The organism is Ruegeria sp. BG6 (assembly GCF_056538465.1).
This window is the reverse complement of record NZ_JBQFTB010000003.1, coordinates 238,893-263,105: the sequence shown is the minus strand read 5'-3', so window position 1 is coordinate 263,105 and position 24,213 is coordinate 238,893. Positions and strand designations below refer to the sequence as shown.

29 protein-coding genes are annotated in these 24,213 nt (G+C 60.4%); 21 read left to right on the top strand and 8 right to left on the bottom strand.

Going from position 1 to position 24,213, the window contains the following annotated elements; genetic code table 11:
• The first annotated feature begins 15 nt into the window (after positions 1-15).
• The 10 genes from cyoE to ACR0JW_RS08235 all read left to right on the top strand — a co-directional run bounded on the left by cyoE (position 16) and on the right by ACR0JW_RS08235 (position 9,003).
• The gene (cyoE, locus tag ACR0JW_RS08280) at positions 16-972 is read left to right on the top strand and encodes a heme o synthase (protein WP_170678116.1); all 957 of its coding nucleotides are present in this window, start codon (positions 16-18) and stop codon (positions 970-972) included.
• Complete coding sequence (locus ACR0JW_RS08275; protein WP_170613250.1) at positions 969-1,130, top strand: hypothetical protein; 162 nt, start codon at positions 969-971, stop codon at positions 1,128-1,130. Before cyoE ends, ACR0JW_RS08275 begins: the two co-directional genes overlap by 4 nt.
• Positions 1,130-1,705: a cytochrome c oxidase assembly protein gene (locus ACR0JW_RS08270; RefSeq protein ID WP_170619417.1), complete on the top strand. Its 576-nt coding sequence runs from the start codon at positions 1,130-1,132 to the stop codon at positions 1,703-1,705. The genes ACR0JW_RS08275 and ACR0JW_RS08270 overlap by 1 nt, the downstream gene beginning before the upstream one ends.
• A gap of 22 nt (positions 1,706-1,727) precedes the next feature.
• Positions 1,728-2,543: a cytochrome c oxidase subunit 3 gene (locus tag ACR0JW_RS08265; protein ID WP_170613246.1), complete on the top strand. Its 816-nt coding sequence runs from the start codon at positions 1,728-1,730 to the stop codon at positions 2,541-2,543.
• A gap of 156 nt (positions 2,544-2,699) precedes the next feature.
• A complete protein-coding gene (locus tag ACR0JW_RS08260; protein ID WP_170613244.1) occupies positions 2,700-3,377 on the top strand; it encodes an SURF1 family protein in 678 nt (225 codons plus the stop codon).
• The gene (gene thrC / locus ACR0JW_RS08255; protein WP_480713805.1) at positions 3,374-4,762 is read left to right on the top strand and encodes a threonine synthase; all 1,389 of its coding nucleotides are present in this window, start codon (positions 3,374-3,376) and stop codon (positions 4,760-4,762) included. The genes ACR0JW_RS08260 and thrC overlap by 4 nt, the downstream gene beginning before the upstream one ends.
• On the top strand, positions 4,759-6,021 hold the full coding sequence (locus tag ACR0JW_RS08250) for a M16 family metallopeptidase (protein WP_480713804.1): 1,263 nt from the start codon (positions 4,759-4,761) through the stop codon (positions 6,019-6,021). Before thrC ends, ACR0JW_RS08250 begins: the two co-directional genes overlap by 4 nt.
• Positions 6,021-6,605: a GNAT family N-acetyltransferase gene (locus ACR0JW_RS08245; RefSeq protein WP_170613774.1), complete on the top strand. Its 585-nt coding sequence runs from the start codon at positions 6,021-6,023 to the stop codon at positions 6,603-6,605. The genes ACR0JW_RS08250 and ACR0JW_RS08245 overlap by 1 nt, the downstream gene beginning before the upstream one ends.
• Before the next feature lie 125 nt (positions 6,606-6,730).
• Positions 6,731-7,549, top strand: coding sequence for an MBL fold metallo-hydrolase (locus tag ACR0JW_RS08240; RefSeq protein WP_170678109.1), 819 nt, complete (start codon positions 6,731-6,733; stop codon positions 7,547-7,549).
• A 38-nt stretch (positions 7,550-7,587) separates the two neighbouring features.
• Positions 7,588-9,003: an FAD-binding oxidoreductase gene (locus ACR0JW_RS08235; protein WP_480713803.1), complete on the top strand. Its 1,416-nt coding sequence runs from the start codon at positions 7,588-7,590 to the stop codon at positions 9,001-9,003.
• 33 nt (positions 9,004-9,036) lie between these two features.
• On the opposite strand, the gene ACR0JW_RS08230 is transcribed toward ACR0JW_RS08235, so the two are convergent.
• Positions 9,037-9,360, bottom strand: coding sequence for a fasciclin domain-containing protein (locus ACR0JW_RS08230; protein WP_480713828.1), 324 nt, complete (start codon positions 9,358-9,360; stop codon positions 9,037-9,039).
• Positions 9,361-9,389: 29 nt separating this feature from the next.
• Here ACR0JW_RS08230 and ACR0JW_RS08225 point away from each other — a divergent pair, with 29 nt between their 5' ends.
• Positions 9,390-9,536, top strand: a complete 147-nt coding sequence (locus tag ACR0JW_RS08225; protein WP_480713827.1) for a hypothetical protein — start codon at positions 9,390-9,392, stop codon at positions 9,534-9,536.
• Between the two features lie 153 nt (positions 9,537-9,689).
• Here ACR0JW_RS08225 and ACR0JW_RS08220 read toward each other — a convergent pair whose 3' ends face one another.
• On the bottom strand, positions 9,690-10,229 hold the full coding sequence (locus tag ACR0JW_RS08220; protein WP_170619414.1) for an adenine phosphoribosyltransferase: 540 nt from the start codon (positions 10,227-10,229) through the stop codon (positions 9,690-9,692).
• Between the two features lie 80 nt (positions 10,230-10,309).
• Positions 10,310-10,444, bottom strand: a complete 135-nt coding sequence (locus tag ACR0JW_RS08215; RefSeq protein WP_480713802.1) for a hypothetical protein — start codon at positions 10,442-10,444, stop codon at positions 10,310-10,312.
• Between the two features lie 107 nt (positions 10,445-10,551).
• Here ACR0JW_RS08215 and ACR0JW_RS08210 point away from each other — a divergent pair, with 107 nt between their 5' ends.
• Positions 10,552-10,725, top strand: a complete 174-nt coding sequence (locus ACR0JW_RS08210) for a hypothetical protein (protein WP_170678103.1) — start codon at positions 10,552-10,554, stop codon at positions 10,723-10,725.
• A gap of 2 nt (positions 10,726-10,727) precedes the next feature.
• Here the strand turns inward: ACR0JW_RS08210 and ACR0JW_RS08205 are convergent, their stop codons facing one another.
• Both ACR0JW_RS08205 and ACR0JW_RS08200 read right to left on the bottom strand, forming a co-directional pair.
• Positions 10,728-11,357 (bottom strand): LysE family translocator, encoded by a 630-nt coding sequence (locus ACR0JW_RS08205; protein WP_170678101.1) that lies wholly within the window; start codon positions 11,355-11,357, stop codon positions 10,728-10,730.
• Between the two features lie 50 nt (positions 11,358-11,407).
• On the bottom strand, positions 11,408-12,424 hold the full coding sequence (locus ACR0JW_RS08200) for a DUF418 domain-containing protein (RefSeq protein WP_170678099.1): 1,017 nt from the start codon (positions 12,422-12,424) through the stop codon (positions 11,408-11,410).
• 222 nt (positions 12,425-12,646) lie between these two features.
• On the opposite strand from ACR0JW_RS08200, the gene ACR0JW_RS08195 reads away from it, so the two are divergent.
• Entirely contained in the window at positions 12,647-13,507 is an 861-nt protein-coding gene (locus ACR0JW_RS08195; RefSeq protein WP_170678097.1) for an alpha/beta hydrolase, read from the top strand.
• A 2-nt stretch (positions 13,508-13,509) separates the two neighbouring features.
• Here the strand turns inward: ACR0JW_RS08195 and ACR0JW_RS08190 are convergent, their stop codons facing one another.
• A complete protein-coding gene (locus tag ACR0JW_RS08190) occupies positions 13,510-14,382 on the bottom strand; it encodes an S-methyl-5'-thioadenosine phosphorylase (RefSeq protein ID WP_170807779.1) in 873 nt (290 codons plus the stop codon).
• A 218-nt stretch (positions 14,383-14,600) separates the two neighbouring features.
• Here ACR0JW_RS08190 and ACR0JW_RS08185 point away from each other — a divergent pair, with 218 nt between their 5' ends.
• The gene (locus ACR0JW_RS08185; RefSeq protein WP_480713801.1) at positions 14,601-16,235 is read left to right on the top strand and encodes a SulP family inorganic anion transporter; all 1,635 of its coding nucleotides are present in this window, start codon (positions 14,601-14,603) and stop codon (positions 16,233-16,235) included.
• 140 nt (positions 16,236-16,375) lie between these two features.
• Here the strand turns inward: ACR0JW_RS08185 and ACR0JW_RS08180 are convergent, their stop codons facing one another.
• A complete protein-coding gene (locus ACR0JW_RS08180; protein WP_170678092.1) occupies positions 16,376-16,981 on the bottom strand; it encodes a flavin reductase family protein in 606 nt (201 codons plus the stop codon).
• Between the two features lie 73 nt (positions 16,982-17,054).
• Between ACR0JW_RS08180 and ACR0JW_RS08175 the strand changes: the two genes are divergently transcribed.
• From ACR0JW_RS08175 to ACR0JW_RS08155, 5 genes are all read left to right on the top strand, one after another.
• The gene (locus ACR0JW_RS08175; protein WP_170678090.1) at positions 17,055-17,549 is read left to right on the top strand and encodes a GNAT family N-acetyltransferase; all 495 of its coding nucleotides are present in this window, start codon (positions 17,055-17,057) and stop codon (positions 17,547-17,549) included.
• Between the two features lie 53 nt (positions 17,550-17,602).
• Positions 17,603-18,349, top strand: coding sequence for an EcsC family protein (locus tag ACR0JW_RS08170; RefSeq protein ID WP_480713800.1), 747 nt, complete (start codon positions 17,603-17,605; stop codon positions 18,347-18,349).
• A 128-nt stretch (positions 18,350-18,477) separates the two neighbouring features.
• Positions 18,478-18,963, top strand: a complete 486-nt coding sequence (locus ACR0JW_RS08165) for an NUDIX hydrolase (protein WP_170678086.1) — start codon at positions 18,478-18,480, stop codon at positions 18,961-18,963.
• Positions 18,964-19,014: 51 nt separating this feature from the next.
• Complete coding sequence (locus tag ACR0JW_RS08160) at positions 19,015-19,470, top strand: DUF1178 family protein (RefSeq protein WP_170678084.1); 456 nt, start codon at positions 19,015-19,017, stop codon at positions 19,468-19,470.
• Positions 19,471-19,473: 3 nt separating this feature from the next.
• Positions 19,474-20,112 (top strand): SDR family oxidoreductase, encoded by a 639-nt coding sequence (locus ACR0JW_RS08155; RefSeq protein WP_170678082.1) that lies wholly within the window; start codon positions 19,474-19,476, stop codon positions 20,110-20,112.
• Here ACR0JW_RS08155 and ACR0JW_RS08150 read toward each other — a convergent pair.
• A complete protein-coding gene (locus tag ACR0JW_RS08150; protein WP_170613206.1) occupies positions 20,106-20,462 on the bottom strand; it encodes a hypothetical protein in 357 nt (118 codons plus the stop codon). The two genes, ACR0JW_RS08155 and ACR0JW_RS08150, sit on opposite strands and share 7 nt — an antisense overlap.
• A 167-nt stretch (positions 20,463-20,629) precedes the next feature.
• Between ACR0JW_RS08150 and ACR0JW_RS08145 the strand changes: the two genes are divergently transcribed.
• Together ACR0JW_RS08145 and ptsP are read left to right on the top strand one after the other, a co-directional pair.
• Positions 20,630-21,868, top strand: a complete 1,239-nt coding sequence (locus ACR0JW_RS08145; protein WP_170678080.1) for an aspartate kinase — start codon at positions 20,630-20,632, stop codon at positions 21,866-21,868.
• Between the two features lie 46 nt (positions 21,869-21,914).
• Positions 21,915-24,158: a phosphoenolpyruvate--protein phosphotransferase gene (gene ptsP / locus ACR0JW_RS08140; RefSeq protein ID WP_170613202.1), complete on the top strand. Its 2,244-nt coding sequence runs from the start codon at positions 21,915-21,917 to the stop codon at positions 24,156-24,158.
• Positions 24,159-24,213 lie beyond the last annotated feature (55 nt).

Here is a 24,213-nt window from a genome sequence, read left to right as displayed (position 1 = left end):
CACAAAGGACCGGAAATGAGCGACGCAAGCTTCAATGCCAGCACCGTGACCGCGAAGGGATACGCGGACGAGGCCAGCTTTGGCGATTATTTCGCCCTGCTGAAGCCGCGTGTGATGTCTCTGGTCGTGTTCACCGCGCTGGTCGGTCTGCTGGCGGCTCCGGTTTCCGTGAATCCCGTGGTCGGTTTTTGCGCCATTCTGTTCATTGCCATCGGTGGCGGTGCGTCCGGCGCGCTGAACATGTGGTGGGATGCGGATATCGACAAGGTGATGAAACGCACCAAGGGTCGTCCCATCCCGTCCGGCAAGGTTGAACCGGGCGAGGCGATGGCGCTAGGCCTTGCGTTGTCTGGCATGTCGGTCATCATGCTGGCGCTGGCTACGAACATCTTTGCCGGTGCGTTTCTGGCCTTTACCATCTTTTTCTATGTCGTGATCTACACGATGTGGCTGAAGCGCCTGACGCCGCAGAACATCGTGATCGGCGGCGCGGCCGGAGCGTTCCCGCCGGTGATCGGCTGGGTTGCCGCCACAGGCTCCATGACGCTTGAGCCGTGGCTGATGTTCGCTCTGACCTTCATGTGGACGCCGCCGCATTTCTGGGCGCTGGCCTTGTTCATGCGCACGGATTACGACGATGCCGGTGTTCCGATGCTGACGGTCACTCATGGGCGACGCGCGACCCGTGTGCATATCCTGATCTATACTGCGCTGCTGGCCATTCTAGCGGTTGGCACGGCCTTCTCGGGCATTGGCGGCCCGGTCTATCTGACCGTCGCCCTTGTTCTGAATGCGCTGTTCCTGCGCGGCGCATGGCGGATTTCCCGCCGCACCGAAGACGATGCCGAGGCGGACAATTTCAAGGTCGAGCGTGGCTTTTTCAAACTGTCGCTGTTGTATCTGTTCCTGCATTTCGGCGCCGTTCTCGTGGAAGCGCTGCTGAAGCCCTATGGGCTGGGAGGCTGGTCATGAGCCTGCGCAAGAGCCACGAACTGCACCACCGCCGTTTCAGCCGCAATCTGGGCGTGGGGCTGACCCTCGCCGCATTCATCGTGATCATCTTCGGCCTGACCATCGCCAAGGTTTCCAGCAGTTCCTTCACGGGTCCCGCTGTCGAGGTGCAGAACTGATGGCGATGTCGGGTCCTCAAAAAACGGTTGTGCAACTGGTCGGTGTGGTCGTCCTGATGGGCGGTTTGGCCTGGGCTGCGGTGCCGTTTTACAACTGGTTCTGCAGGGTTACAGGATTTGGCGGCACCACCGGCGTCGCCCAGCAAGCCCCTGATGACATTCTCGACCGCATGGTCACGATCCGTTTCGACGGCTCCAAGGCCAAGGGCATGCCGTGGGAGTTCAAGCCCGTCGAACGCGAGATGAAGGTCCGCATCGGGGAAACCGGGCTGGCCTTTTACGAGGCCTACAATCCGACCGACAAACCCATTGCCGGGCAGGCGTCCTATAACGTGACGCCGTATTCGGCAGGCGGGTATTTCCAGAAGATCGCCTGCTTCTGCTTTGACGAGCAGGTATTGCAGCCGGGTGAGCGGGTCGAGATGCCCGTAACCTTCTTTGTCGACCCCGAAATCGTCGAAGACCCCGAAGCACAGTATGTTCATACGATCACTCTGTCGTATACATTCTACGAAATCGACCTGCCCGAGGGCTATGCCGCCCTTGACGTGCAGGCAGACACAAATACGAACTAACGCCTTAAGGTGAGGGACACTGATGGCACACGCTAAAGACCATGACTACCACATTCTGAACCCCTCGATCTGGCCGCTTGTTGGCGCCGTCGGTGGTTTTGTGATGCTGTTTGGAGCCGTCCTGTGGATGCACGGAATCACTCCGTGGATATTCTGGGCCGGTCTGGTGGCCGTTCTCTACACCATGTTCGCCTGGTGGTCCGAAGTGGTGGTTGAAAGCCGTCAGGGCGACCACACGCCAGTTGTCCGTATCGGTCTGCGCTATGGCTTCATCCTGTTCGTGATGTCCGAGGTGATGTTCTTCTTTGCCTGGTTCTGGTCGTTCTTCAAACATCGGATGTACCCGATGTACGACTATGCCGGCACCGAATACATCCAGCCGGACATCCACGCGGTTGACCCGTTCCACCTGCCGCTGATCAACACGCTGGTTCTGCTGTTGTCGGGCTGCGCGATCACCTGGGCGCACCACGCGCTTGTGCACGGCAATGACCGAAAGGCACTGGTGCAGGGTCTGGCAATCGGTATCGCGCTGGGTATTGCGTTTACCTTCCTGCAGGGTTTCGAATATTACGAACTGCTGGCCCACGGTGGTTGGGAATTCGGCGGCGATCAGTTCTATTCGAACTTCTTCATGGCAACCGGGTTCCATGGCGCACACGTGATCATCGGCACCATCTTCCTGACGGTCTGTCTGATCCGCGCACTGAAAGGCGATTTCACGCCCGAGAAACACGTCGGTTTCGAAGCGGCCGCCTGGTATTGGCACTTCGTGGACGTTGTCTGGCTGTTCCTGTTCTTTGCCGTCTACATCTGGGGTCAGGCCCCGCTGATGTAACTCCGCTTTGGTGATCCAATTGCAAAAGCCGCCCTTTGGGGCGGCTTTTTCTCTATCCGGGGCGCAAGATTGCGCCCCATACAATTGCGTGGTTGCAATTCGGGTCGCACGGCCCTTAACAAGACGCCGGTTCCTGCAATGAGGTTTGCCCAAGCCATGCGCCGCTTTCTGTTTCTGCTGATCTTCGGCCTTGCCGGTCTGGGCGTGCTGGTGTCGCTGGGCGTCTGGCAGGTGCAGAGACTTGCGTGGAAACAGGGGATCCTGGCCGAGATCGAAAGCCGGATCTCAGCCGAGCCCGTTGCTTTGCCTCCGCAGGTTTCGGAGGATGCCGACAAGTACCTGCCGGTCACTGTCTCTGGCGAAATGGAACCGGGCGAAATCCATGTTCTGGTTTCGGTCAAGCAGGTTGGGGCCGGGTATCGCATCATCCAGTCCTTCAGTACCGCGGATCGGACAATTCTGGTGGACCGGGGTTTCGTCCGGACCACTGCCAAGCAGGCGGAGCGTTCGACCGGGCCTATGGAGATCACCGGCAATCTGCACTGGCCCGATGAGATCGACAGCTATACGCCCGATCCGGACATCGATGACAACATCTGGTTTGCCCGGGATGTGCCAAATCTGGCCGCAGCGCTGGGAGCGGAGCCGGTGCTGTTGATTGCCCGCACGAAAACCGACCCGAATGTAACGCCTTTGCCAGTGGATGCGGCGGGTATCCCGAACGATCATTTGCAATATGCAATCACCTGGTTTGGTCTGGCTCTGGTCTGGGCCGCGATGACCGGGTACTTCCTGTGGCGCAGCCGTGCCAATACTGAGAGTGACGCGACATGAAATACATCTCGACCCGTGGGCAGGCGCCCGAACTGACCTTTGAAGAGGCGATGCTGACCGGACTGGCCCGCGATGGCGGCCTGTACCTGCCTGCCGAAATTCCGGTAATGTCACAGGACGAGATCGCCGCTCTGGCCGGTCTGTCCTATGAAGAAATCGCGTTCCGCGTGATGTGGCCCTATGTCAGCGGCTCGTTTGCCGAAGATGAGTTCAAGGAAATCATCGCCCGTGCTTACGAAGGTTTCGGCCATGATGCCCGGGCACCATTGAAGCAGCTAAACGAAAACCATTTCCTGCTGGAATTGTTCCACGGCCCGACGCTGGCATTCAAGGATTTCGCGATGCAGTTGATCGGTCAGCTGTTCCAGGTCGCTCTGAAACGGCGGGGCGATCGGGTGACCATCGTCGGCGCGACCAGCGGCGACACCGGATCGGCGGCCATCGAGGCGTTCCGAGGTCTGGATGCCGTGGACGTATTCATCTTGTATCCGCATGGCCGCGTGTCCGAGGTGCAGCGCCGTCAGATGACCACACCCGCCGATGGCAACGTGCATGCGCTTGCCGTGGATGGGGATTTCGACGATTGCCAGGCCGCGCTGAAGGATATGTTCAACGATTTCGACTTCCGCGATGGTGTGAAACTGGCGGGCGTGAACTCGATCAACTTTGCCCGTGTTCTGGCGCAGATCGTCTATTACTTTTCGGCGGCTGTCAGCCTCGGAGCCCCGCACCGCAAGGTCAGCTTTACCGTCCCCACCGGCAATTTCGGTGACATCTTCGCGGGCTATCTGGCCAAACGCATGGGGCTTCCAATCGACCGTCTGGTCGTGGCCACGAACCAGAACGACATTCTGCACCGCTGCCTGTCGGGTGAGGGATACTTCAAAGGCGACACGATCCCCTCGATCAGCCCGTCGATGGATATTCAGGTCAGCTCGAACTTCGAACGCGCGCTGTATTATGCCTATGGCGAAGACGGCGCCGCAGTGGCCCAATTGATGGACGAACTAAAGACGGGCGGCTTCAACGTCAGCCAGGGCGCGATGGAGGCCTTGCGTGAAAGCTTCGACTCCGGTCGCGTGTCCGAAGACGAAACGCTTGCGACGATCAAGAACACGCTCGCCCACAGCGCCGAGCTGGTTTGCCCGCATACAGCCGTCGGCGTCAGGGTCGCCGAAGCGCACCGCACGGCGGACGTGCCGATGATCACACTGGCCACCGCGCACCCGGCGAAATTCCCGGCTGCGGTCGAGAAGGCGAGCGGCGTGCATCCGCCTCTTCCATCCCGCATGTCTGATCTGTATGAACGTCCGGAACGGGTGACCCGCATTGCCAACGATCTGGGTGCCCTCGAGGATCATATCAGAAGGCATATTGCTGAGTGACTGTCAGACAGGACCAACTGAAGAACGGGTTTCGTATCGTCAGTGAACATATGCCGGGGCTGCAATCGGCGGCCATCGGTATCTGGGTAACCGCCGGCGGGCGGCACGAGCGGATCGAGCAGAACGGCATCGCCCATTTCCTTGAACACATGGCGTTCAAGGGAACCAAGCGGCGTTCCGCACTGCAGATCGCCGAGGCGATCGAAGATGTGGGCGGCTATATCAATGCCTACACCTCGCGCGAAGTAACGGCCTATTACGCACGTGTCCTGAAAGACGACGTGGCGCTGGCCATGGATGTCATCGGCGACATTGTCCTGAATCCGGTTTTCGACCCGCGCGAGATCGAAGTCGAGCGCGGCGTCATCCTGCAGGAGATCGGTCAGGCCTATGACACGCCCGACGACGTGATCTTTGACTGGTTGCAGGAGCAGAGCTATCACGATCAGCCTCTGGGCCGGACCATCCTTGGGCCCACCGAGAGGGTCAGTGCCTTCTCGCGCGAGGATCTGTCGGGTTTCGTGGCAGAGCATTACGGCCCGGATCAGATGATCCTGTCCGCCACCGGCGCTGTGGATCACGATGCGCTGATGAAACTGGCCGAGGAGATGTTTGGCCATCTGACACCCCGAACCGGCCTGATCGCCGAGCCTGCGCGGTTCACCGGCGGTGAGGCGCGGCAGGAAAAAGCGCTGGAACAGGCTCATTTCGCTCTGGCACTGGAAAGCCCCGGCTATCGCGATGATGCGATCTATACCGCGCAGATATATTCGACTGCTTTGGGCGGCGGTATGTCCTCGCGCCTGTTTCAGGAAGTACGGGAAACGCGCGGCCTCTGCTATACGATCTTTGCGCAGACCGGGGCCTATGCCGATACCGGGACGACCACGATCTATGCCGGAACCTCGGCCGAACAGGTCGCGGAACTGGCCAGCATCACCATCGACGAGATGAAACGCGCCGCCGAGGACATGAGCCCTGAAGAGGTCGCCCGTGCCCGCGCGCAGATGAAGGCGGGGATGCTGATGGGGCTGGAAAGCCCCTCGAACCGCGCCGAACGTCTGGCGCGGTTGGTGCAGATCTGGGGCAGGGTGCCCTCGCTTAAGGATACCGTCGCCAAGATCGACGCCGTCAGCACCGAGGACGTCCGCGTCTTCGCCGAACAGATGGCCGTACAGGCCCCGGCAGCGCTGGCGCTCTATGGTCCGGTCTCGGGCGCGTCTACGCTGGCGCAATTGCAGGAGAGGCGTGCGGCGTGATGCTGTTGGGCAGACGCAAGCTGAAACTCGAAACCGAGCGGCTGAGCCTGCGTCCGCCTGTGCATTCCGATTTCAATGACTGGGCCGCGTTGCGGCGGGCGTCGCGAGATTATCTGACCCCGTGGGAGCCGATCTGGGCCCAGGATCACCTGAGCCGCAAATCCTTCACCAACCGGGTCTACTGGGCGCAGCGCTCGGTCGGCAGCAGTACGGCGATCCCGTTGTTCCTGTTTCGCCGCAGCGACAACGTGCTGCTGGGGGCGATCACGCTGGATAACATCCGACGTGGCCCGGCGCAGGCCGGAACGCTTGGCTATTGGACGGGTCAGGCGTTTGCCCGGCAGGGGTATATGCGCGAGGCCATCGGCGCGGTTGTGCACCACGCCTTTACCCGCCTTGACCTGAGCCGGATCGAGGCTGCCTGTCTGCCGGAAAACAATGCCTCGCGCGGGTTGCTGGAAAGCTCGGGGTTCAAATACGAAGGCGTGGCGCAGTCGTATCTACAGATCAACGGGCGCTGGCGGACGCATGTTCTTTATGCCAGCCTGCGTTCGGACCGGCGCGGCAAGACCGACGCCGGGTAGGTGGCCCCAAAGGGGCCATCGGGGGCTCTGCCCCCGGCCGCGGCAAGCCGCGTCTCCCCCGGGGATATTTTCGGCCAGATGAACAAGGGGCATGACTTGGTGGCGTTCTGCGCTACACTCTCCTCATGCGCTGGGTGGTTCTGGCATTGATGGTAATCTCGGGAGCGGTGTCGGCGCAGGAGCGGCGGCCGAGCCATTGTATTGCCATTGCAGACGCGGCACCGGGCATTGAGTATCTGCACAAGGCAGCGTGGACCGACCCGGTACCCGAGTTTTCGGTGCGCATCAGTTACATTGCCCACGCATCCTTTCTGATCCAGACGCGGGGCGGCTTGAATTCGGTCACCGATTTCACCGGTTTCATCGGCAGCGCCGATCTGATCCCCGACGTGGTGACGATGAACCACGCCCACAATACGCACTGGACGGCGCATCCGGATCCTGCCATCCCCCATGTCCTGCCGGGTTGGGGCGAATTCGGGCAGGGGATCGAACACTATCTTGATCTTGGTGAATTGGTGGTGCGCAACGTGTCGACCGATATCCGCTCGACCCTGGGTGGGGTCGAGACCAAGGGCAATTCTATTTTCGTATTCGAGGTCGAAGGCCTGTGCATCGGCCATCTGGGGCATCTGCACCATGTCCCCTCGGACGAGCAGTTTGCCGCGTTGGGACGTTTGGATGTGGTGATGGCGGCCGTGGATGGAGGCACGACCATGCCCCTGCCCGAGATGATCACTGTCCTCAAGCGCCTCAAAAGCTCGGTCATCATACCGATGCACTGGTTCTCGGGGTTTTCGCTGGATCGGTTCCTGGTCGACATCCGGGATACATTCCCGGTGGAGCGTAACAGGGTCTCCGAGATCACGGTGTCGCTCAAGACGCTCCCCGACCGGCCAACTGTCGTGGTGCTGGAGCCGCAATACCTGATTGATCTGGAATAAGACTTGTTGCAGCCGCGTGAGTTGGGCAAGGAAAGGGCATGACTTTTAATCCCGCCGATGAATCCCTTGCCCGAAGGATCGAGGCTGAACTGGGTGACGCGATCCTGCGCCCTGTCGCGGCGCGATATCTGGAAGAACCGCGCCGCCGGATTGCCGGGCATGTCGGCCTGCTGGCCGCGCCGCGCACGGTTCACGAGGTGGCGGGCCTGATCCGCATCGCATCCGACTCACGGGTGTCGGTTGTCCCTTATGGCGGCGGAACGGGACTGGTCGGCGGGCAAGTGATGCCGGACGGGCCGCCGCCGCTGCTAGTATCGCTTGAGCGGATGACGGCCATCCGGGCGGTCTATCCGTCCGAGAACGTGCTGGTGGCCGAGGCTGGGGCGATTCTGGCCGATGTACAGGCAGCTGCCGAAAGCGCCGACCGCCTGTTCCCTCTGTCCCTTGCCGCGCAGGGGTCTTGTCGCATCGGCGGGAATCTCGCGACAAATGCAGGCGGGGTGAACGTGCTGCGCTACGGCAATGCGCGTGATCTGTGCCTGGGTCTTGAGGCGGTGCTGCCGAATGGCGACATCTGGAACGGGCTGAGCCGGTTGCGCAAGGACAACACCGGCTATGATCTGCGAAACCTGTTGATCGGGTCGGAAGGGACACTGGGGATCATCACGGCGGCCGCACTGAAGCTGTTTCCGCGCCCGGCCAGTATTGGAACCGCCATGTTTCAGGTTACGTCTGCGCAGGCCGCCATCGATCTTCTGGCGCTTGCGCGGGACCAGGTCGGCGAAGCGGTATCGACGTTCGAACTGATCCATCGGCAGGGGCTGGAGTTTCTGTCGTATGTTCTGCCCACCATCCGGCAACCCTTTGCAGTGCCGCCGGAATGGTGTGTGCTGATCGAACTGGGCCTGTCACGCGGGATGTCTCCGAAAGACACGCTTGCGGACCTTTTCGAACAGGCAAGTCAGCGCGGCTTGGTCAGCGATGGTGTGATTGCCCAGAACGAAACACAGCGTCACGAGTTGTGGTCAGTGCGCGAAGACATCCCCGAGGCGAACCGGATGATCGGCTCGGTCTCCAGCCACGATATCTCGATCCCGATTTCGCGTATCCCCGAGTTCATTCGGCGCGGCGCGGAGCTTGTGGCCGGGCTTGGGCCGTACAGGATCAATTGTTTTGGACATCTCGGGGACGGGAACCTGCACTATAACGTGTTCCCGCCAAAGGGCCGGGACAGATCCGACTTCGACGCCCAACGGGCCGAGGTCAAGCATGCGGTGCATGAGCTAGTTCACGAATTCGAAGGCTCCGTCAGCGCTGAACACGGGGTGGGTCGACTGAAAACGGGTGATCTTGAACGCTATGGAGATCCCGCCAAGCTGACAGCATTGCGGGCGATCAAGGCGGCACTTGACCCTAGGGGGATCATGAACCCGGGCGCTGTCCTGAAGGCATAGCTGCGGCCCGTGTGTACGGGCCGCGCACTGCACTTATGAGCCAGGCAGGATCACCTTGTCGATAACGTGGATGACGCCATTGGACGTCTCGATATCGGCCTGAACTACGTTGGCATCGTTGATCATAACGCCATTGTCCAGATCGATCGTGACCTCGCCACCCTGAACGGTTGCGGCTTTCATGTCGTCGGACAGGTCACCGGACATCACTTTGCCGGGCACCACGTGGTAGGTCAGAACGGCGACAAGCTGGTCCTTGTTCTCGGGCTTTAGCAGAGTCTCAACCGTGCCTTCGGGCAGGGCGGCAAACGCCTCGTCTGTGGGGGCGAAGACGGTGAACGGCCCTTCACCTTTCAACGTGTCGACAAGCTCGGCGGCCTGAACGGCTGCGACGAGGGTTTCAAAGCTTCCGGCGCCGACCGCTGTGTCAACGATGTCCTTGGAATGACCGTCAGCGTAAGCAGCTGTTCCAACGAAAAGGCTTGCTGCGCCGGCGATTGCGAGTTTGCGAAACATGTTCTGTAATCCCTTGATGGTATGCCGTTGTTGGCATCTACCGGGCTACGCGCTGCTCTCAAAAAGAGATCACTGAATATGTTGATAAGTTTGGGTTGAACACAACGTGAACCGCGCTAAGCCGGCGCGGTCGCATATTTCCATTCACGGTTTTGTGATTGAAGCGAGGCTCACAGCCCCTCGAATTCGCACAGGACATGGACATCCATGCCCATGCCTTCCAGCACCTTGCGGCCGCCCAGATCGGGCAGGTCGATGATGAACGAGCATGACACGATCTCGCCGCCCAGCCGTTCGATCAGCTTGATGCCGGCAGCGGCGGTGCCGCCGGTGGCCAGCAGGTCATCGACGACAAGGATTTTTTCACCGGGCTGAATGGCGTCGTCATGGATTTCGACGATCGCTTCGCCGTATTCCAGTTTGTAGTCCTGGCTGATCGTGGTACCGGGCAGCTTGCCTTTCTTGCGGATCGGGACAAATCCGACGCTCAGCTGATGTGCTATCGCTCCGCCCAGGATGAATCCGCGCGCCTCAAGTCCCACGACCTTGTCGATCTGCTCGCCCGCATAAGGGTGCAGCATCTGGTCGATGGCCATGCGAAACCCGCGCGGGTCTGCAAACAGCGTGGTGACGTCCCGGAACATGATCCCTTCATGCGGAAAATCAACGATGGTGCGGATATAATCCTTGACCGTAGTGTGTTTGGGCATGCGCGACCCCTTGCCTCGTGCTACGCGGGGTGTTTGGCCTATCCGTGCCTTTCACGCAAGCAAAGTTTAGCTTTTCGGGCTCACCTGCGGCGCTTTGGCAGCGCTTTGGGAAGGCCGTAGTAGCGGTAAAAGCCCACAGGCAGCCACGACAGATGCGGCTTGCGCCAGTTGCGCTGATCTTTCAGAAGAGAGGCCTGAGCGACTTTAAGGTTCATTGATACACGTGCTGTTTTACTGCTATGCATGCGATATCTACACTTTCTATGCAATGTATATACAATGCACAGCTAAGGGAACCAAGAATTTGACGAGGTCCGGGCGCGTGGCACAGAAAATCGGTAAGAGTTCTACCAGGAAAAACAGTCAGTTGGTCCTGCGGCTGGACAGGGATGAGCGTGACGCTTTTGTTGAGTTATGCAAAGAGCTGGACACCTCGGCCGCGCGCGAAATCCGACGCTTCATTCGTGGGTTCATGAAGGAACACGCCGAGGGGTAGCGTCAGGCAGGGCGGCGCAGAATGGCGGTTGCAAATCCCATTCCGATCAACGCCAATCCGCCGAACCGGGTCATGGCGGTGATGACATTGGCACGTCCGATCATCAGGCGCAGTCGGTCGGCCAGCAGCGCATAGGCCAGCGCGTTCAGCCAGGCCAACCCGACAAATGTAGCAATCAGGATCGTGAACTGCGGGCCCAGCGGGTCATCCGGGCGCAGGAACTGCGGCACAAAAGCGATGAAAAAGGCGATGGACTTGGGGTTCAGCGCCGTCACGGCCGCCGCATGGCCAAAAACGCCGCGCGCCGTCACTTCGCGTTCGGTGCGGACGGTGTTCAGCCCGCCTGACGGGGCGCTGCGCAGCAGTTTGATACCCAGCCAGACCAGATAGGCCGCCCCGACCCATTTCAGAACGGAAAACAAGGCGGCCGAGGCAAGAACCAGCGCCCCAAGTCCCAGCAAGGATGCCGTCATCGCCAGCAGATCGCCAAGCGCCACGCCGGTGGCCGAGGCGACGGCGACACTGCGCCCTTTCGACAAGGCGTAACTGAGTATCAGCAAAACCGTCGGCCCGGGGATCAGCAGCAGGGCGGTGGAAGCGGCGACAAAGGCCAGCCATAGATCTGTCGACATGAGGCATCCTGTAATTTCGTCTCACAGAAAGACTTGCCGCGCGGTTGCCGTCAAGCCTTACGTGGTTCGGTTGCCCATCGCATCAGCGCCTCAAGCGGGCCCCGCTTGAAGCGGCGGAACCACATCAGGGCAAAAAGCGACGATGCGGCGCAGAACAGCAGTGCGTATCCGACGATCTGCGGCGCGGTCAGGGAACCGTCCAGCAATCCGACCTCATCAAGAATGCCCATCCCGATCAGGATATGTGCCATGTACAGGGTCAGACTCTGCTTGCCCGGCGCCACCAGGGCAGGGGCCAGTTTTGCCCGCTCGATCACGGGCCATAGTTTGAGTGACAGCCCGATAATCAGACATGCCGTCCCCGCGCCCGCCATGACATAGAACGGACCGGGCGGGATGGATTCGGTGCCTAGCCAGGCCATCAGTTCGGGTTCGTGGATCAGCATTTGCGGAAACAGCGCCAGAACGGCGGCGGCGAAACCCCAGATGATCAGGCGATGTTGAATGCACAGGGTTTGCAACTGTGTCCTCCCGATCGCCATCCCGATCAGCAAAAACGCGGCCCACGGCAGGACCGGATGCCAGCCATTAAACAGCGCGTTGCGCAGGAACCCGGGCAAGGTCCACAGGTCGGTGTAGGTCAGGGTGGCCCAGTCCCAGCCACGGTCATAGTCGAAACCGAGCATCGCCAGCACAGACAGTGCGACAATCCCCAACGCACCCAGCCACAAGCCGCGCGTCGTGGCGGTCAGGAACGCCACGCCGACAACAAAATACAGCGCGTAGAAATGCAGGATATCCGCGTCGAACACGGTCATGTTGATCAGGCCTAGCCCGAACAGAAATGCGGCGCGGCGCAACAGCAGACTGGCAGAAATTTGCGACAACCCGATGCCAACCCCAGCCAGCACCACAAACAGCGCAGCCGCGCGCCCCTCAAGCGCATCGACCAGAGCCGAGGCCCAGTCACGGCCCGGTTCCACGCCGGCTGCAATTCGGAAATTGACCAGCACCATGCCGCAAAAGGCCAAGTAGCGGGCGGCATCCAGCGCCTTGAGACGTGTCATCGGTCCTCACATTTGGCGGTGGCCGGCTAAATATTTGCCGCCACACGATAATCTTCGTCAACATGGAGAGGTCGCCGCGCGTTTCAACCATGTAAAGTGCGAAACCTGCGCTGGCTGGCTTCGTGGCAACAGATTAAGATTCAATAAAGCACTGTACCCGAGCCTTGAAATACGGCTCAAAGCGTCAGACCTGTAATGCAAGCCTGAGTGTCGGAGGGACCAATGGTACAGACCCAACACGCAAAACCGGATGCAAAAGCTGCTGTACCGGGTATCACCCGGATCCGGCGCGCGTTGACCGGGCTCGTTCTGGCCGGGGCCGTTCTGTACATCGGCGTGGTCAGCTACATGTACCTCAACCAGAAGTCCTTGCTGTTCAAGCCCGAGGGCGAACTGCCCGAACCTGCTGCCATCGGGCTGGCGGATGTCGATGTGATCTCGCTGCCGATGTCCGATGGCACGGTATTGACGGCCTGGAGCGCGCCTCCGGCCATCGACGGCGCGCCGACCGTTCTGTTCTTTCATGGCCAGTCCGGGAACCTTGGTGACCGGTCCGAACGGTTTCGCGAAATCCTGAACAGCGGATACGGGCTGCTTGCGCCCAGCTATCGCGGGTTTCCCGGAAGCGGGGGCGAGCCATCCGAACAGGCGCTGATTTCCGACGGGGTGCACCTGTTCGACAGGCTGAGCAGCGCTGGCGAGACCGTTGTCCTGCACGGCCAAAGCCTTGGAACCGGGGTCGCGGCCGCGGTTGCCGAACAGCGCCCGGATGCCAGACTGCTCGTGCTTGAGGCGCCGTTTACCGCAACGGTCGACGTCGCGGCAGAGCGGTATCCCTGGTTGCCGGTCTCAACCCTGATGAAAGATCAGTTCGCGACGCGGGACATCATCGACGATGTTGCCGTGCCGACACTGATCTTCCACGGCACTACGGACGAAACCATCCCGCTGCATCACGCCGAGGCATTGGCGGCTCTGGCCGGGGATACGGCGCAGCTTCATGTGATCCCCGACGGTACGCATAACGATCTCTGGTCGCGCGGCCTTTGGGACATGGTCGAACAAAGCCTGACAAAAAACTGACGTCAGAGGATCCGCCCGGCGACCGCATCCAGTTTGGCCAGCAAGGCCGGGTCGCGCTTTTCCGGTGCGGTCAGAATCGCAAACTCCAGCGCCCGGTCGCAGCCATGCGGGCAGGGCGCACGCTCGGCCCCCAGCAAGGCCGGCAACCCTTTGACCAGCGCGCGGCCCTTTTCCGCATTGCCGGTCAGGGTGGCAATGATCGTGGTCACATCCACCTCGCCGTGATCCGGATGCCAGCTGTCATAGTCGGTGACCATGGCAACGGATGCGTAACAAAGCTCGGCCTCGCGGGCCAGTTTGGCCTCGGGCATGTTGGTCATGCCAATGACATCACAGCCCCAATGCTCGCGATACATCTTCGATTCCGCCAGCGAGGAGAACTGCGGCCCCTCCATCGCCAGATAGGTGCCGCCGCGATGCACGGTGATGCCTGCCGATTTGCCTGCGGTCTCGCACGCATCGCCCAGACGCGGGCAGGTGGGATGGGCAACGCTGACATGGGCCACGCAGCCGGTTCCGAAAAAGCTCTTCTCGCGCGCAAAAGTTCGGTCAATGAACTGATCTACAATAACAAAATCCCCCGGCGCCATGTGTTCGCGAAACGAACCGCAGGCCGACACCGAGATCACATCCGTCACGCCCAGCCGCTTGAGCGCGTCGATATTGGCGCGATAGGGCACCTCGGTCGGCGAATGCACATGCCCCCGTCCGTGCCGGGGCAGGAACGCCATCTCGATCCCCTCAAGCGATCCGGTCAGAATCTGGTCCGACGGTGCCCCCCATGGCGTTTCGACACTGACCCATTGTGCATTTTCCAGCCCGTCAATGTCATAAATGCCCGAACCGCCAATGACGGCAATCTTTGTCTGGGTCACGTCGCTTCTCCGATCCAAAATTTCTTTCCTGAAATTTCTGAGCCGCCAGCGGCCATTTGACAAGTGGTTTCAACCGATTGTGCGCCTGACCCTGTGGACCGTGATCTCGCTATGTGCTCAGCGCATGGCAGGTTCCCGCCAGATGCTGTACCTCGCGGGGGAAATGGCGGGTACAAGGCGCGCTTCGCGCGAACCATCAAAACCGACAGGACCGTCCAATGCCCCGAGCCTTGCTGGCAAGTTTTGCCAATCGCCTTGCCATACCCGATCTGCGCTGGATGCCGGACGAAGGCTTCACCCTGTCGCGTATCCGGATCGAGCTGCTTTCGGGGCTGACCGTCGCCCTGGCACTGGTGCCCGAGGCCGTGGCTTTTGCTTTCGTTGCTGGCGTACACCCCCTGGTCGGGTTGTATGCCGCGTTCCTTGTCGGTCTGATCACCGCTCTGATCGGCGGTCGTCCCGGCATGATCTCGGGTGCAACCGGCGCTCTGGCTGTGGTCATGGTCGCGCTGGTGGCGGAGCACGGGGTTGAGTATCTGTTCGCCACGGTTGTTCTGATGGGTATCCTGCAAGTCATTGCGGGGGCGATGCATTGGGGGCGGTTTATCCGACTGGTGCCGCATCCGGTGATGCTTGGCTTCGTGAACGGACTGGCGATTGTGATTTTTCTGGCCCAGATGGGGCAGTTCAAGGTGCCGGGAACCATGGAAAACACCGGCCATGGCATGGGCGGCGGTGAATGGCTGTCGGGCATGCAACTTTATACCATGCTGGGTCTTGTTGCTCTGACCATGGCGGTCATCTGGGTGATGCCACGTATCACGCGTATTGTGCCGGCCCCGCTGGCTGGCATCGTGGTTGTCGCCGCACTGGTGATCGGCTTTGGGCTGGACGTGCCGCGCGTCGGCGATCTGGCCTCGATCGAAGGCGGCTTGCCCGCCTTCCACATCCCGATGGTGCCGTTGAGCTGGGAAACCTTCGAGATCATTCTGCCCTATGCAGTCATTCTGGCCGCGATCGGATTGATCGAATCCCTTCTGACCCTGAACCTCGTGGGCGAGATAACAGGCAAACGCGGTGGCGCATCGCAGGAATGTATCGCGCAGGGCGCAGCCAACGTCGTGACCGGTTTCTTCGGCGGCATGGGCGGCTGTGCAATGATCGGCCAGTCGATGATTAACGTGAAATCCGGAGGGCGTACACGTGTCGCGGGGATCGCGGCCGCCCTGTTCCTGCTGGTGTTCATCCTGTTTGCCGCCCCCCTGATCGAACAGATCCCGCTGGCGGCACTGGTGGGTGTGATGTTCATGGTCGTGATCGGCACCTTTGCGTGGAACTCGTTCAAAATCATGCGCAAAGTGCCTCTGACAGACGCGTTTGTGATCGTACTGGTCACCGTCGTGACAGTGATGGAGGACCTTGCGGTCGCCGTTGTCGTCGGCGTGATTGTCTCGGCGCTGGCCTATGCCTGGAACAACGCCAAACGCATCCATGCGGTCACCCGCGATTCCGAGACTGAAAAAGGCGCCAAGGTCTATGAAATTCAGGGGCCGCTTTTCTTTGGGTCGTCGGAAGGCTTCCTTGAAATCTTCGACGTGCCGAACGACCCCGAAACCGTGATTATTGATTTCGCCGCAAGCCGCGTTGTGGATCAGTCCGCCTTGCAGGCCATCGAGAATATCGCGGCCAAATACGAGGCGGCAGACAAGCGGGTCATGTTGCGCCATCTGAGCCGGGATTGCCACAAACTGCTCAACAAGGCCGGACATCTGATGGTCGATAGCGACGACGACCCGGATTATGAACTGGCGGTCGACTATTCGGTCCGTACCGGCATATTGGGCAGCCACTGATTTTTTGCGAGGCTCTGCCTCGCGCTCCGGGATATTTGGGGCCAGATGAATGAAGGATCCGTTTCTTCACCTGGCCGAAAATATCCCGGGGGAGGCGTGGCTTGCCGCGGCGGGGGCAGCGCCTCCCTTTGTGTGCGGTCTCAATCGTCCGGGCGTTCGAGCGCGAACAGCTCGGTAACAACCGAGTAGTCCCGATAACCAAGACGGGCCAGCGGTTTGAACGAGGTGACGTCAAATCGCCCGTCGCGGATATGCGCGTCATCGAGATGAACACCGATGACTTCTCCGAACACCACCCGGTTGGCCTCTCCGGGCAGGATTACGATCTGCGTTAACCGGCATTCCAGTGCCGCAGGCGCGCCCTTGATCCGGGCGCAGGGGATGGTTTCACACTTGATCGGTGTCAGCCCGGCATGGGCGAATTCGTCAATTTCCTTCGGCAGACCTGCCGAACTGGCATTCATGGCATCCTGATGGGCATGCGCCACGACGTTCACGCAGAAAACGCCGGTGGCCTCGATATTGGCAATACTGTCCTTGCCGCCGTCCTGGTCATGCTTGGTGCCGGTTGTGGCAAACATTACCTGAGGCGGCGTGTACGCAACCCCGTTGAAGAAGGAATAGGGCGCTAGATTGTTGACCCCTTCCGCATCGCGCGTCGAAATCCAGCCGATCGGGCGGGGGGTGATGATGGCGTTGAACGGGTTGTGCGGCAGGCCGTGGCCGTCTTCGGGGCGATAGAACATCAAGGTCTCCAAGCGTTTGCCCAAGGCGTATCGAAGTGCTAGGGCGAATTCCAGCAAGGAAAAGAGGGCGAGCGTGCAGCAATTCAAGATCAGGCCGGAACAGCCGGATGACTGGTGGGAGGTCGAGGCGCTTTATGACCTGTGCTTTGCCCCCGGTCGCGAGGCTCTGTCTTCCTATCGTCTGCGCGATGACGTGCCACCGGTGGCGGGCCTGTCGCTTGTTGCCCGCGACGGGCAGGGTATTCTGGCCGGTGCGATTCGGTTCTGGCCGGTCCATGTCGGCGATCATGATGCATTGTTGCTGGGTCCAGTGGCGGTTCACCCGACCCATCAGGGCGAAGGTCTTGGCGGTTTCCTGATCCACGAGGGGTTGCAGGCCGGGCGCGAGAAAGGCTGGGCGCGGGTCATGCTGGTGGGGGACGCGCCCTATTACTCGCGGTTTGGTTTTTCGCTGCTGAAGCATGTGGAAATGCCGCCGCCAACCAATCCTGACCGTGTTTTGGGGCTGGAACTTGTGCCCGGAAAATGGGGCGGGGTGCAGGGCCTCGTATCACGCTGGACCCGCTGAACTATTGAAACGGCCCTGCTGAATGCCGATCTTTCTGACTGAGGAGGAGGCAGATGCAGAACGTGGTTCTTGTAGAAGAACTGGATGCCGACGCTGAACTGGATCGGCTTGCAGCGCATTACCGGTCCGCCGGTGGCGCGGCTGTGAAACTGCTTAATGCGCTTGGCGGATCAGCAGAATCTCTGCTGGATCAGTTGCCTGAGCCCGTGCGTCTGGGTCTGACCGGCGCGACGGAGCAGGCGCTTTGGATTGCCATGCATGCCGCAGAAGGATCGCGCCGGGCGATACCCGACCAGCAACCTTGGGTGAACACCGTCGTCAGCACGGCCATGGGAGCGGCAGGTGGTATGGGCGGTCTGTCGACGGCCCTGATGGAGCTGCCCGCGACAACGGCCATGCTGCTGCGTGCCATTCAGGGGGCCGCTGCCCGCGAAGGATTTGATCCGTCCGAGGAAGGTGTGAAATTCGATTGCGTCCGGGTTCTGTCTGCCGCAGGGCCCCTGTCAGATGATGACGGGGCTGATCTGGGGTTCTATTCCGTGCGCCTGACGCTGACCGGACCGGCCATGCAGCGCCTGATCGCGGCGGTTGCACCGCGCCTGGCGGTGGTTCTGGGCCAGAAACTGGCGGCCCAGTCCATTCCTGTTCTGGGTGCTTTGGCCGGAGGCAGCGCGAACTATGTCTATTCCCGTTACTATCAACAGATTGCCCGTGTCCATTTCGGATTGCGCCGACTGGCGGTGGATGCTGACATCCCGCATGACGAACTTGTGCGCCGCTTGGCTTCGCGAATGAAATAACGCCCGACTTTTGCAGTCCCGCTTGGTAAGTACCGCATCATGTGGTATGTCTACCCTCAGCAGACCCAAAATAAGAGCAGAAATTCGGTCTGAAAAACAGGCGTTAATATCATTTGAAAGGCGGTAGCGTGAACAACGCGAAGCATTCGCCAACTTCTCGGCGCAAGGCCGGGGCTTGTCCTGTCCATACACAGGCGGCAGCACTGTGCTACCGGATCCATCAAAACCGGCCCGAGATCCTTTTAATCACTACCCGCCGCTCCGGGCGCTGGATCATACCCAGAGGCTGGCCAATCCTGGGGCTCAGCCCGTCAGAAACTGCCGAGCGGGAGGCGTGGGAAGAAGCGGGCGCTGTCGGTCGGTGCGACAGAAAGGCGATGGGGCGGTATACTTACATCAAGCACCGTTCCAAGAAACGGACACTTCTGTGCGAAGTTGATGTGTTCGCGATGCTGGTAAGCTCACTGGCTTCGGAATTCCCGGAAAGCGACGAGCGAAAGCGGGAATGGTGCATTCCGGAAAAGGCTGCTTTAAGGGTCAATTCGCCGGAACTTTCCGTATTGTTGCGAGATTTTGGGCAATATCCCTGCCAACTTCTGGCCGGAAGGGCTTGATATTACGGTATTGGTCGGTATCTATTTTGTAACTCGTATTTTGGGCGAAACATGATTCAGTACGCATTGAAATGCAGCAACGGCCATACATTTGAAAGTTGGTTTCAATCGGCCGCCGCCTACGACAAACTTGCAGCTGCGGGCATGGTGACATGCGCGGTCTGCGGCTGTGTGCAGGTGGAAAAGGCGATCATGACCCCCCGCGTCCGGCCCGCCCGCAATGCCGTGGCGCGCCCGGAACCCGCGTCGGCCGTGCCCGCGCCGATCAATGTTGCAAAACCATCGCTTGAGATCGAAAAGATCCTGACGCAACTGCGCCGCCAGGTGGAAGAGAATTCGGATTACGTCGGCAAGGATTTTGCATCCGAGGCCCGCAAGATTCACCTGGGCGAAGCGCCCGACCGCGCCATCTATGGCGAGGCCAAGGCAGAAGAGGCCAAGGCCCTGATCGAAGACGGTGTTCCGGTCGCCCCGCTGCCATTTGTTCCCAGCCGAAAGACGAACTGACCCGTGCGGGTTGTGATCACCGGGGCCAATCGCGGTATTGGAAAGGCTCTGGCCGAAAGGTACCGGAACAGGGGTGAAAACGTCATCGGAACCGCGCGCGATGACAGTGCGCAGATCAAGCTGGACGTCGCAGAACCCGCTCATCACGCTGCCATGGCTGAACGGCTGATTGGTCAACCTGTTGATCTGCTGATCTGCAATGCAGGCGTCTATCTCGACAAAGGACATGGCATCGAAGAATACCCGGCAGACATGTGGGCGCAGACATTCGCGACCAATGTCACCGGCGTCTTTCTGACGGTCCAGTCCCTGTTGCCGAACCTGCGTGCGGCCAAAGGCAGGATCGCAATTCTGTCTTCGCAAATGGCTTCGCACACGCGCGCGCCTGGTGGCAGCTATATCTATCGTGCATCCAAGGCCGCTGCGCTGAATCTGGGGCGGAATCTGGCGGCAGATCTGCAGGGCGACGGTATTGCCGTCGGCATCTATCACCCCGGCTGGGTGCAGACCGATATGGGGGGCTTGGCGGCCGCCATCACCGTGGATCACGCCGTTGAGGGCCTGATCGAACGTTTCGACACGCTGAACCTGGACAGTTCAGGGTGTTTTGAAACCTATGACGGTCAGGCGCACCCTTACTGAGTGGCCAGTGCCGCCTTGGGAATCTCGTAAACCTCGCCGGGATCGATGAAGATCACCATCATGTCGCCACGCGTTTCGGAGGTTATTTTCGATGTCGAGCTGCTGGATTCCGGTTCGCCATTGGTGAAATAGATCTGCCGCACTTCGCCGGTGCTCAGTTGCACGGCCAATGTCGCCGTTCCATCGTCTCGGCGACGCAGCTCGGCGTTGCACGAGCGCAGAGGTTCACCGGCAATGGCGGCGCAGGGAACGGTGCCCAATGCGTTCTTGCCATCGGTTCCGGCCAGTGTCGCGGATTGTGCAAGAGCAGACGAGGACAAAAGGGCAAAGGCAGCAGCAAGACGGTACATGAAAAAAACCTCGTGAAGGATGTGTCAGACGCAGGCTGGCACTGCAGGAACCCATTGTAAAGTCGGCCTGCGCGCCAATCAGGACATCTTTGCGCCCTTGCCCTTGCGCCCCCCCTCGCTTATGAGGCTCGGGACCAGAAATATAAGGCGCGGAGACACCTGCCCCCATGCCCGTACTCGTGATGAAATTCGGTGGCACCTCGGTTGCCAATCTCGACCGCATCCGCCGCGCGGCCAAGCGCGTGGGCGTTGAAGTGGCAAAGGGCTATGACGTGATCGTCATTGTCTCGGCCATGTCGGGCAAGACCAACGAACTGGTGGGCTGGGTCGACGAAACATCGCCGTTGTACGACGCGCGCGAATATGATGCAGTCGTATCTTCAGGGGAAAACGTTACTGCTGGCCTGATGGCGCTGACACTGCAGGAAATGGACGTGCCCGCGCGCAGCTGGCAGGGCTGGCAGGTTCCGCTGCTGACCACAAGCGCGCACAGTCAGGCCCGGATCGAAGACATTCCGACCGGCAACATCAACCAGAAATTCGCCGAAGGCATGAAGGTTGCCGTGGTTGCAGGCTTTCAGGGCATCAGCCCCGAGGATCGGATCACCACGCTGGGCCGGGGTGGTTCGGACACCACGGCAGTGGCCTTTGCCGCAGCCTTCGATGCCGAACGCTGCGACATATATACGGACGTGGACGGGGTTTACACCACGGATCCGCGCATCTGTGAAAAAGCGCGCAAGCTGGACCGGATCGCGTTCGAAGAGATGCTGGAACTGGCCTCGCTGGGGGCGAAGGTCTTGCAGACCCGTTCGGTCGAACTGGCCATGCGTTACAAGGTGAAACTGCGCGTTCTTTCAAGTTTCGAAGAACAATCCGACGAGGCCGGCACTCTGGTCTGCGACGAGGAGGATATCATGGAATCCAATGTTGTGGCCGGTGTGGCCTATTCCCGCGACGAAGCCAAAATGACCGTGGTGTCCGTGGCCGACCGCCCCGGCATCGCCACGACCATCTTCACCGCGCTCAGCGACGAAGGCGTGAATGTCGACATGATCGTTCAGAACATTTCGGACGAAGGCCGGACCGACATGACGTTCTCTTGCCCGACCGACCAGGTTGCCCGCGCCGAAAAGGCATTGCATGCCATCAAGGAAAAGGGCGAGCTGAACTACGCCGAGCTGGTCACTGACAATGACGTCTGCAAGGTGTCGGTTGTCGGCATCGGTATGCGTTCGCAATCAGGTGTGGCTGCGAAAATGTTCAAGGTACTCTCGGATGAGGGGATCAACATCAAGGTCATTACAACCTCCGAGATCAAGATTTCTGTTCTGGTCGACCGGAAATACATGGAACTTGCTGTTCAGGCACTGCATGATGCCTTTGAACTGGACAAGGCAGCCTGAGCATTTCAGCCAAGGGTTTTGCCTGACACCGTAAATTGGTTGGGCCATGGCGGACGGCACCGAAACTGAATCCCGCAAGCTGCTGGGGCGGCTGCGCGAAGAAATGGCGAGCGAGGCCGCCGGTCAGGAACGTCTTGACCGGATCACGCATCTGATCGCCGACAGTATCCGGGCCGAGGTCTGCTCGATCTACCTGTTCCGCGATCAGGAAACGCTGGAGCTGTGCGCCACCGAAGGGTTGTCGCCCGAAGCGGTGCACAAGACCCGCATGCGCATGGGCGAAGGTCTGGTGGGCCGGGTGGCGAAATCCGGCAAGGTGGTCAACACTGCAAACGCTCCTTCGGCCAAGGGCTTCCGCTACATGCCGGAAACGGGTGAGGAGCGGTTTTCGTCCTTCCTGGGCGTTCCGGTGCAAAGGCTTGGCGAAAAACTGGGCGTGCTGGTCGTGCAATCACGCGAGGCGCGCGAGTTTTCCGCCGACGAGATTTATGCGCTGGAAGTGGTCGCAATGGTTCTGGCCGAGATGGCCGAGCTTGGCGCCTTTGTCGGCGAGGGCGCGGCCCTGTCGCCGCTGCACCAGCAATCGGTCCAGCTGACCGGTGGTCCGGCGCAGGAAGGATCTGCCGAAGGCCATGTCTGGCTGCATGAACCGCGCGTTGTCGTGACAAACCCGATTGCAGACGATCCCCACCGCGAACGCGAGCGCCTGACCGAAGCGGTCGATGAATTGCGGGTGGGCGTCGACAAGATGCTCGAAATCTCGCAGGGCGGCGACAAGGAACAGCTGCAGGTTCTGGAAGCCTATCGCATGTTTGCCAACTCCAAGGGCTGGATGCGCCGGATGGAGGAAGACATCGCCCGCGGTCTCAGCGCCGAAGCTGCGGTAGAAAAGGAACAGTCTCAGGCCCGCGCGCGGATGGAGCAGGTGACAGACCCGTACCTGCGCGAACGGCTGGCCGACCTTGACGATCTCAGCAATCGGCTGCTGCGCATTCTGACCGGGCAGGGCAACACCAACGGGGCGGACCTGCCGCCCGATCCGATCCTGATTGCCCGCAATATAGGTCCTGGCGATCTTCTGGAATACGGGCGGTCGCTGAAAGGCATCGTTCTCGAGGAAGGCTCTGTCGGCAGCCACGCCACCATCGTCGCCCGGGCACTGGCGATTCCGCTTGTGGTGCATGTCGGTCGCATCACGACCGAGGCCCTGAATGGGGACCACATTCTGGTCGACGGCGACAACGGCGTCGTGCATCTGCGCCCCGAAGACACAGTAGTCAGCGCCTTCCGCGACAAAATCGCCATGCAGGCCAAGGCGCAGGAACGCTATGCCTCGATTCGCGATACCCCGACCGTTACCCGCGATGGAGAGCGGATACACTTGGTGATGAACGCGGGCCTGATGGCCGACCTGCCGTCGCTGGGTAATTCCGGGGCCGAAGGCGTGGGCCTTTTCCGGACCGAGCTGCAATTCCTGATCCGCAACCAGATGCCCAAACGATCGGAGCTGGTGACGCAATATCAGCGTGTGCTGGATGCGGCGGGGGAAAAGCGCGTTGTGTTCCGCACGCTGGATATCGGGTCCGACAAGGTTCTGCCTTACATGAAGCACGTGGCCGAACCGAACCCGGCTTTGGGTTGGCGTGCGATCCGCGTGGGTCTGGACAAGCGCGGCGTGATGCGCATGCAGCTGCAGGCGCTGCTGCGCGCCGCCAACGGCCGCCCGCTGACCATCATGTTCCCGTTCGTGGCGCAGGCCGACGAATTCCGCGAGGCCCGCTGGGAGGTCAACAAGACCATCGAGCGGGAGAAACGTCTGGGTCATGTCCTGCCTGAGACGCTTGAAGTGGGCGCGATGCTTGAAACGCCGTCGCTGGCCTTTGCCCCGCAAAAATTCTTTGACGAGGTCGATTTCATTTCGATCGGCGGCAACGACCTGAAACAGTTCTTCTTTGCGGCCGACCGCGAAAACGAACTGGTGCGCCGCCGTTATGACACGCTGAACGTCAGCTTCCTCAGCTTCATCGAACGTATTGTCGAGCGTTGCAACATCTCGAACACACCACTCAGTTTCTGCGGTGAGGACGCCGGACGCCCGGTCGAGGCGCTGTGCCTTGCGGCCATGGGCATCCGGTCGCTGTCGATGCGTCCGGCCTCGATCGGCCCGGTCAAGAGCGTTCTGCTACGTGCAAACCTGCAGGAAGTGCGCAAGATCATCGCCGACGCCCGGCATCGCGGCGAACAGTCGGTGCGGCCCTCGGTTATGGAGTGGTTGCGAAATCAGGGTTGATCTTTGCGCCTGCTTTGCCTATTCACCTCACGAGTGTTAGCGATAACATAACCTA

What these genes read in the sequence shown, in the direction of transcription:
- ACR0JW_RS08235 (WP_480713803.1), top strand. Translation starts at nt 7,588, where the DNA reads ATGACTTTTAATCCCGCCGATGAATCCCTTGCCCGAAGGATCGAGGCT.
- ACR0JW_RS08215 (WP_480713802.1), bottom strand. Translation starts at nt 10,444, where the DNA reads ATGAACCTTAAAGTCGCTCAGGCCTCTCTTCTGAAAGATCAGCGCAAC.
- ACR0JW_RS08265 (WP_170613246.1), top strand. Translation starts at nt 1,728, where the DNA reads ATGGCACACGCTAAAGACCATGACTACCACATTCTGAACCCCTCGATC.
- ACR0JW_RS08145 (WP_170678080.1), top strand. Translation starts at nt 20,630, where the DNA reads ATGCCCGTACTCGTGATGAAATTCGGTGGCACCTCGGTTGCCAATCTC.
- ACR0JW_RS08270 (WP_170619417.1), top strand. Translation starts at nt 1,130, where the DNA reads ATGGCGATGTCGGGTCCTCAAAAAACGGTTGTGCAACTGGTCGGTGTG.
- ACR0JW_RS08195 (WP_170678097.1), top strand. Translation starts at nt 12,647, where the DNA reads ATGGTACAGACCCAACACGCAAAACCGGATGCAAAAGCTGCTGTACCG.
- ACR0JW_RS08240 (WP_170678109.1), top strand. Translation starts at nt 6,731, where the DNA reads ATGCGCTGGGTGGTTCTGGCATTGATGGTAATCTCGGGAGCGGTGTCG.
- ACR0JW_RS08150 (WP_170613206.1), bottom strand. Translation starts at nt 20,462, where the DNA reads ATGTACCGTCTTGCTGCTGCCTTTGCCCTTTTGTCCTCGTCTGCTCTT.
- ACR0JW_RS08220 (WP_170619414.1), bottom strand. Translation starts at nt 10,229, where the DNA reads ATGCCCAAACACACTACGGTCAAGGATTATATCCGCACCATCGTTGAT.
- ACR0JW_RS08245 (WP_170613774.1), top strand. Translation starts at nt 6,021, where the DNA reads ATGCTGTTGGGCAGACGCAAGCTGAAACTCGAAACCGAGCGGCTGAGC.
- thrC (WP_480713805.1), top strand. Translation starts at nt 3,374, where the DNA reads ATGAAATACATCTCGACCCGTGGGCAGGCGCCCGAACTGACCTTTGAA.
- ACR0JW_RS08160 (WP_170678084.1), top strand. Translation starts at nt 19,015, where the DNA reads ATGATTCAGTACGCATTGAAATGCAGCAACGGCCATACATTTGAAAGT.
- ACR0JW_RS08185 (WP_480713801.1), top strand. Translation starts at nt 14,601, where the DNA reads ATGCCCCGAGCCTTGCTGGCAAGTTTTGCCAATCGCCTTGCCATACCC.
- ACR0JW_RS08170 (WP_480713800.1), top strand. Translation starts at nt 17,603, where the DNA reads ATGCAGAACGTGGTTCTTGTAGAAGAACTGGATGCCGACGCTGAACTG.
- ptsP (WP_170613202.1), top strand. Translation starts at nt 21,915, where the DNA reads ATGGCGGACGGCACCGAAACTGAATCCCGCAAGCTGCTGGGGCGGCTG.
- ACR0JW_RS08205 (WP_170678101.1), bottom strand. Translation starts at nt 11,357, where the DNA reads ATGTCGACAGATCTATGGCTGGCCTTTGTCGCCGCTTCCACCGCCCTG.
- ACR0JW_RS08180 (WP_170678092.1), bottom strand. Translation starts at nt 16,981, where the DNA reads ATGTTCTATCGCCCCGAAGACGGCCACGGCCTGCCGCACAACCCGTTC.
- cyoE (WP_170678116.1), top strand. Translation starts at nt 16, where the DNA reads ATGAGCGACGCAAGCTTCAATGCCAGCACCGTGACCGCGAAGGGATAC.
- ACR0JW_RS08200 (WP_170678099.1), bottom strand. Translation starts at nt 12,424, where the DNA reads ATGACACGTCTCAAGGCGCTGGATGCCGCCCGCTACTTGGCCTTTTGC.
- ACR0JW_RS08260 (WP_170613244.1), top strand. Translation starts at nt 2,700, where the DNA reads ATGCGCCGCTTTCTGTTTCTGCTGATCTTCGGCCTTGCCGGTCTGGGC.
- ACR0JW_RS08275 (WP_170613250.1), top strand. Translation starts at nt 969, where the DNA reads ATGAGCCTGCGCAAGAGCCACGAACTGCACCACCGCCGTTTCAGCCGC.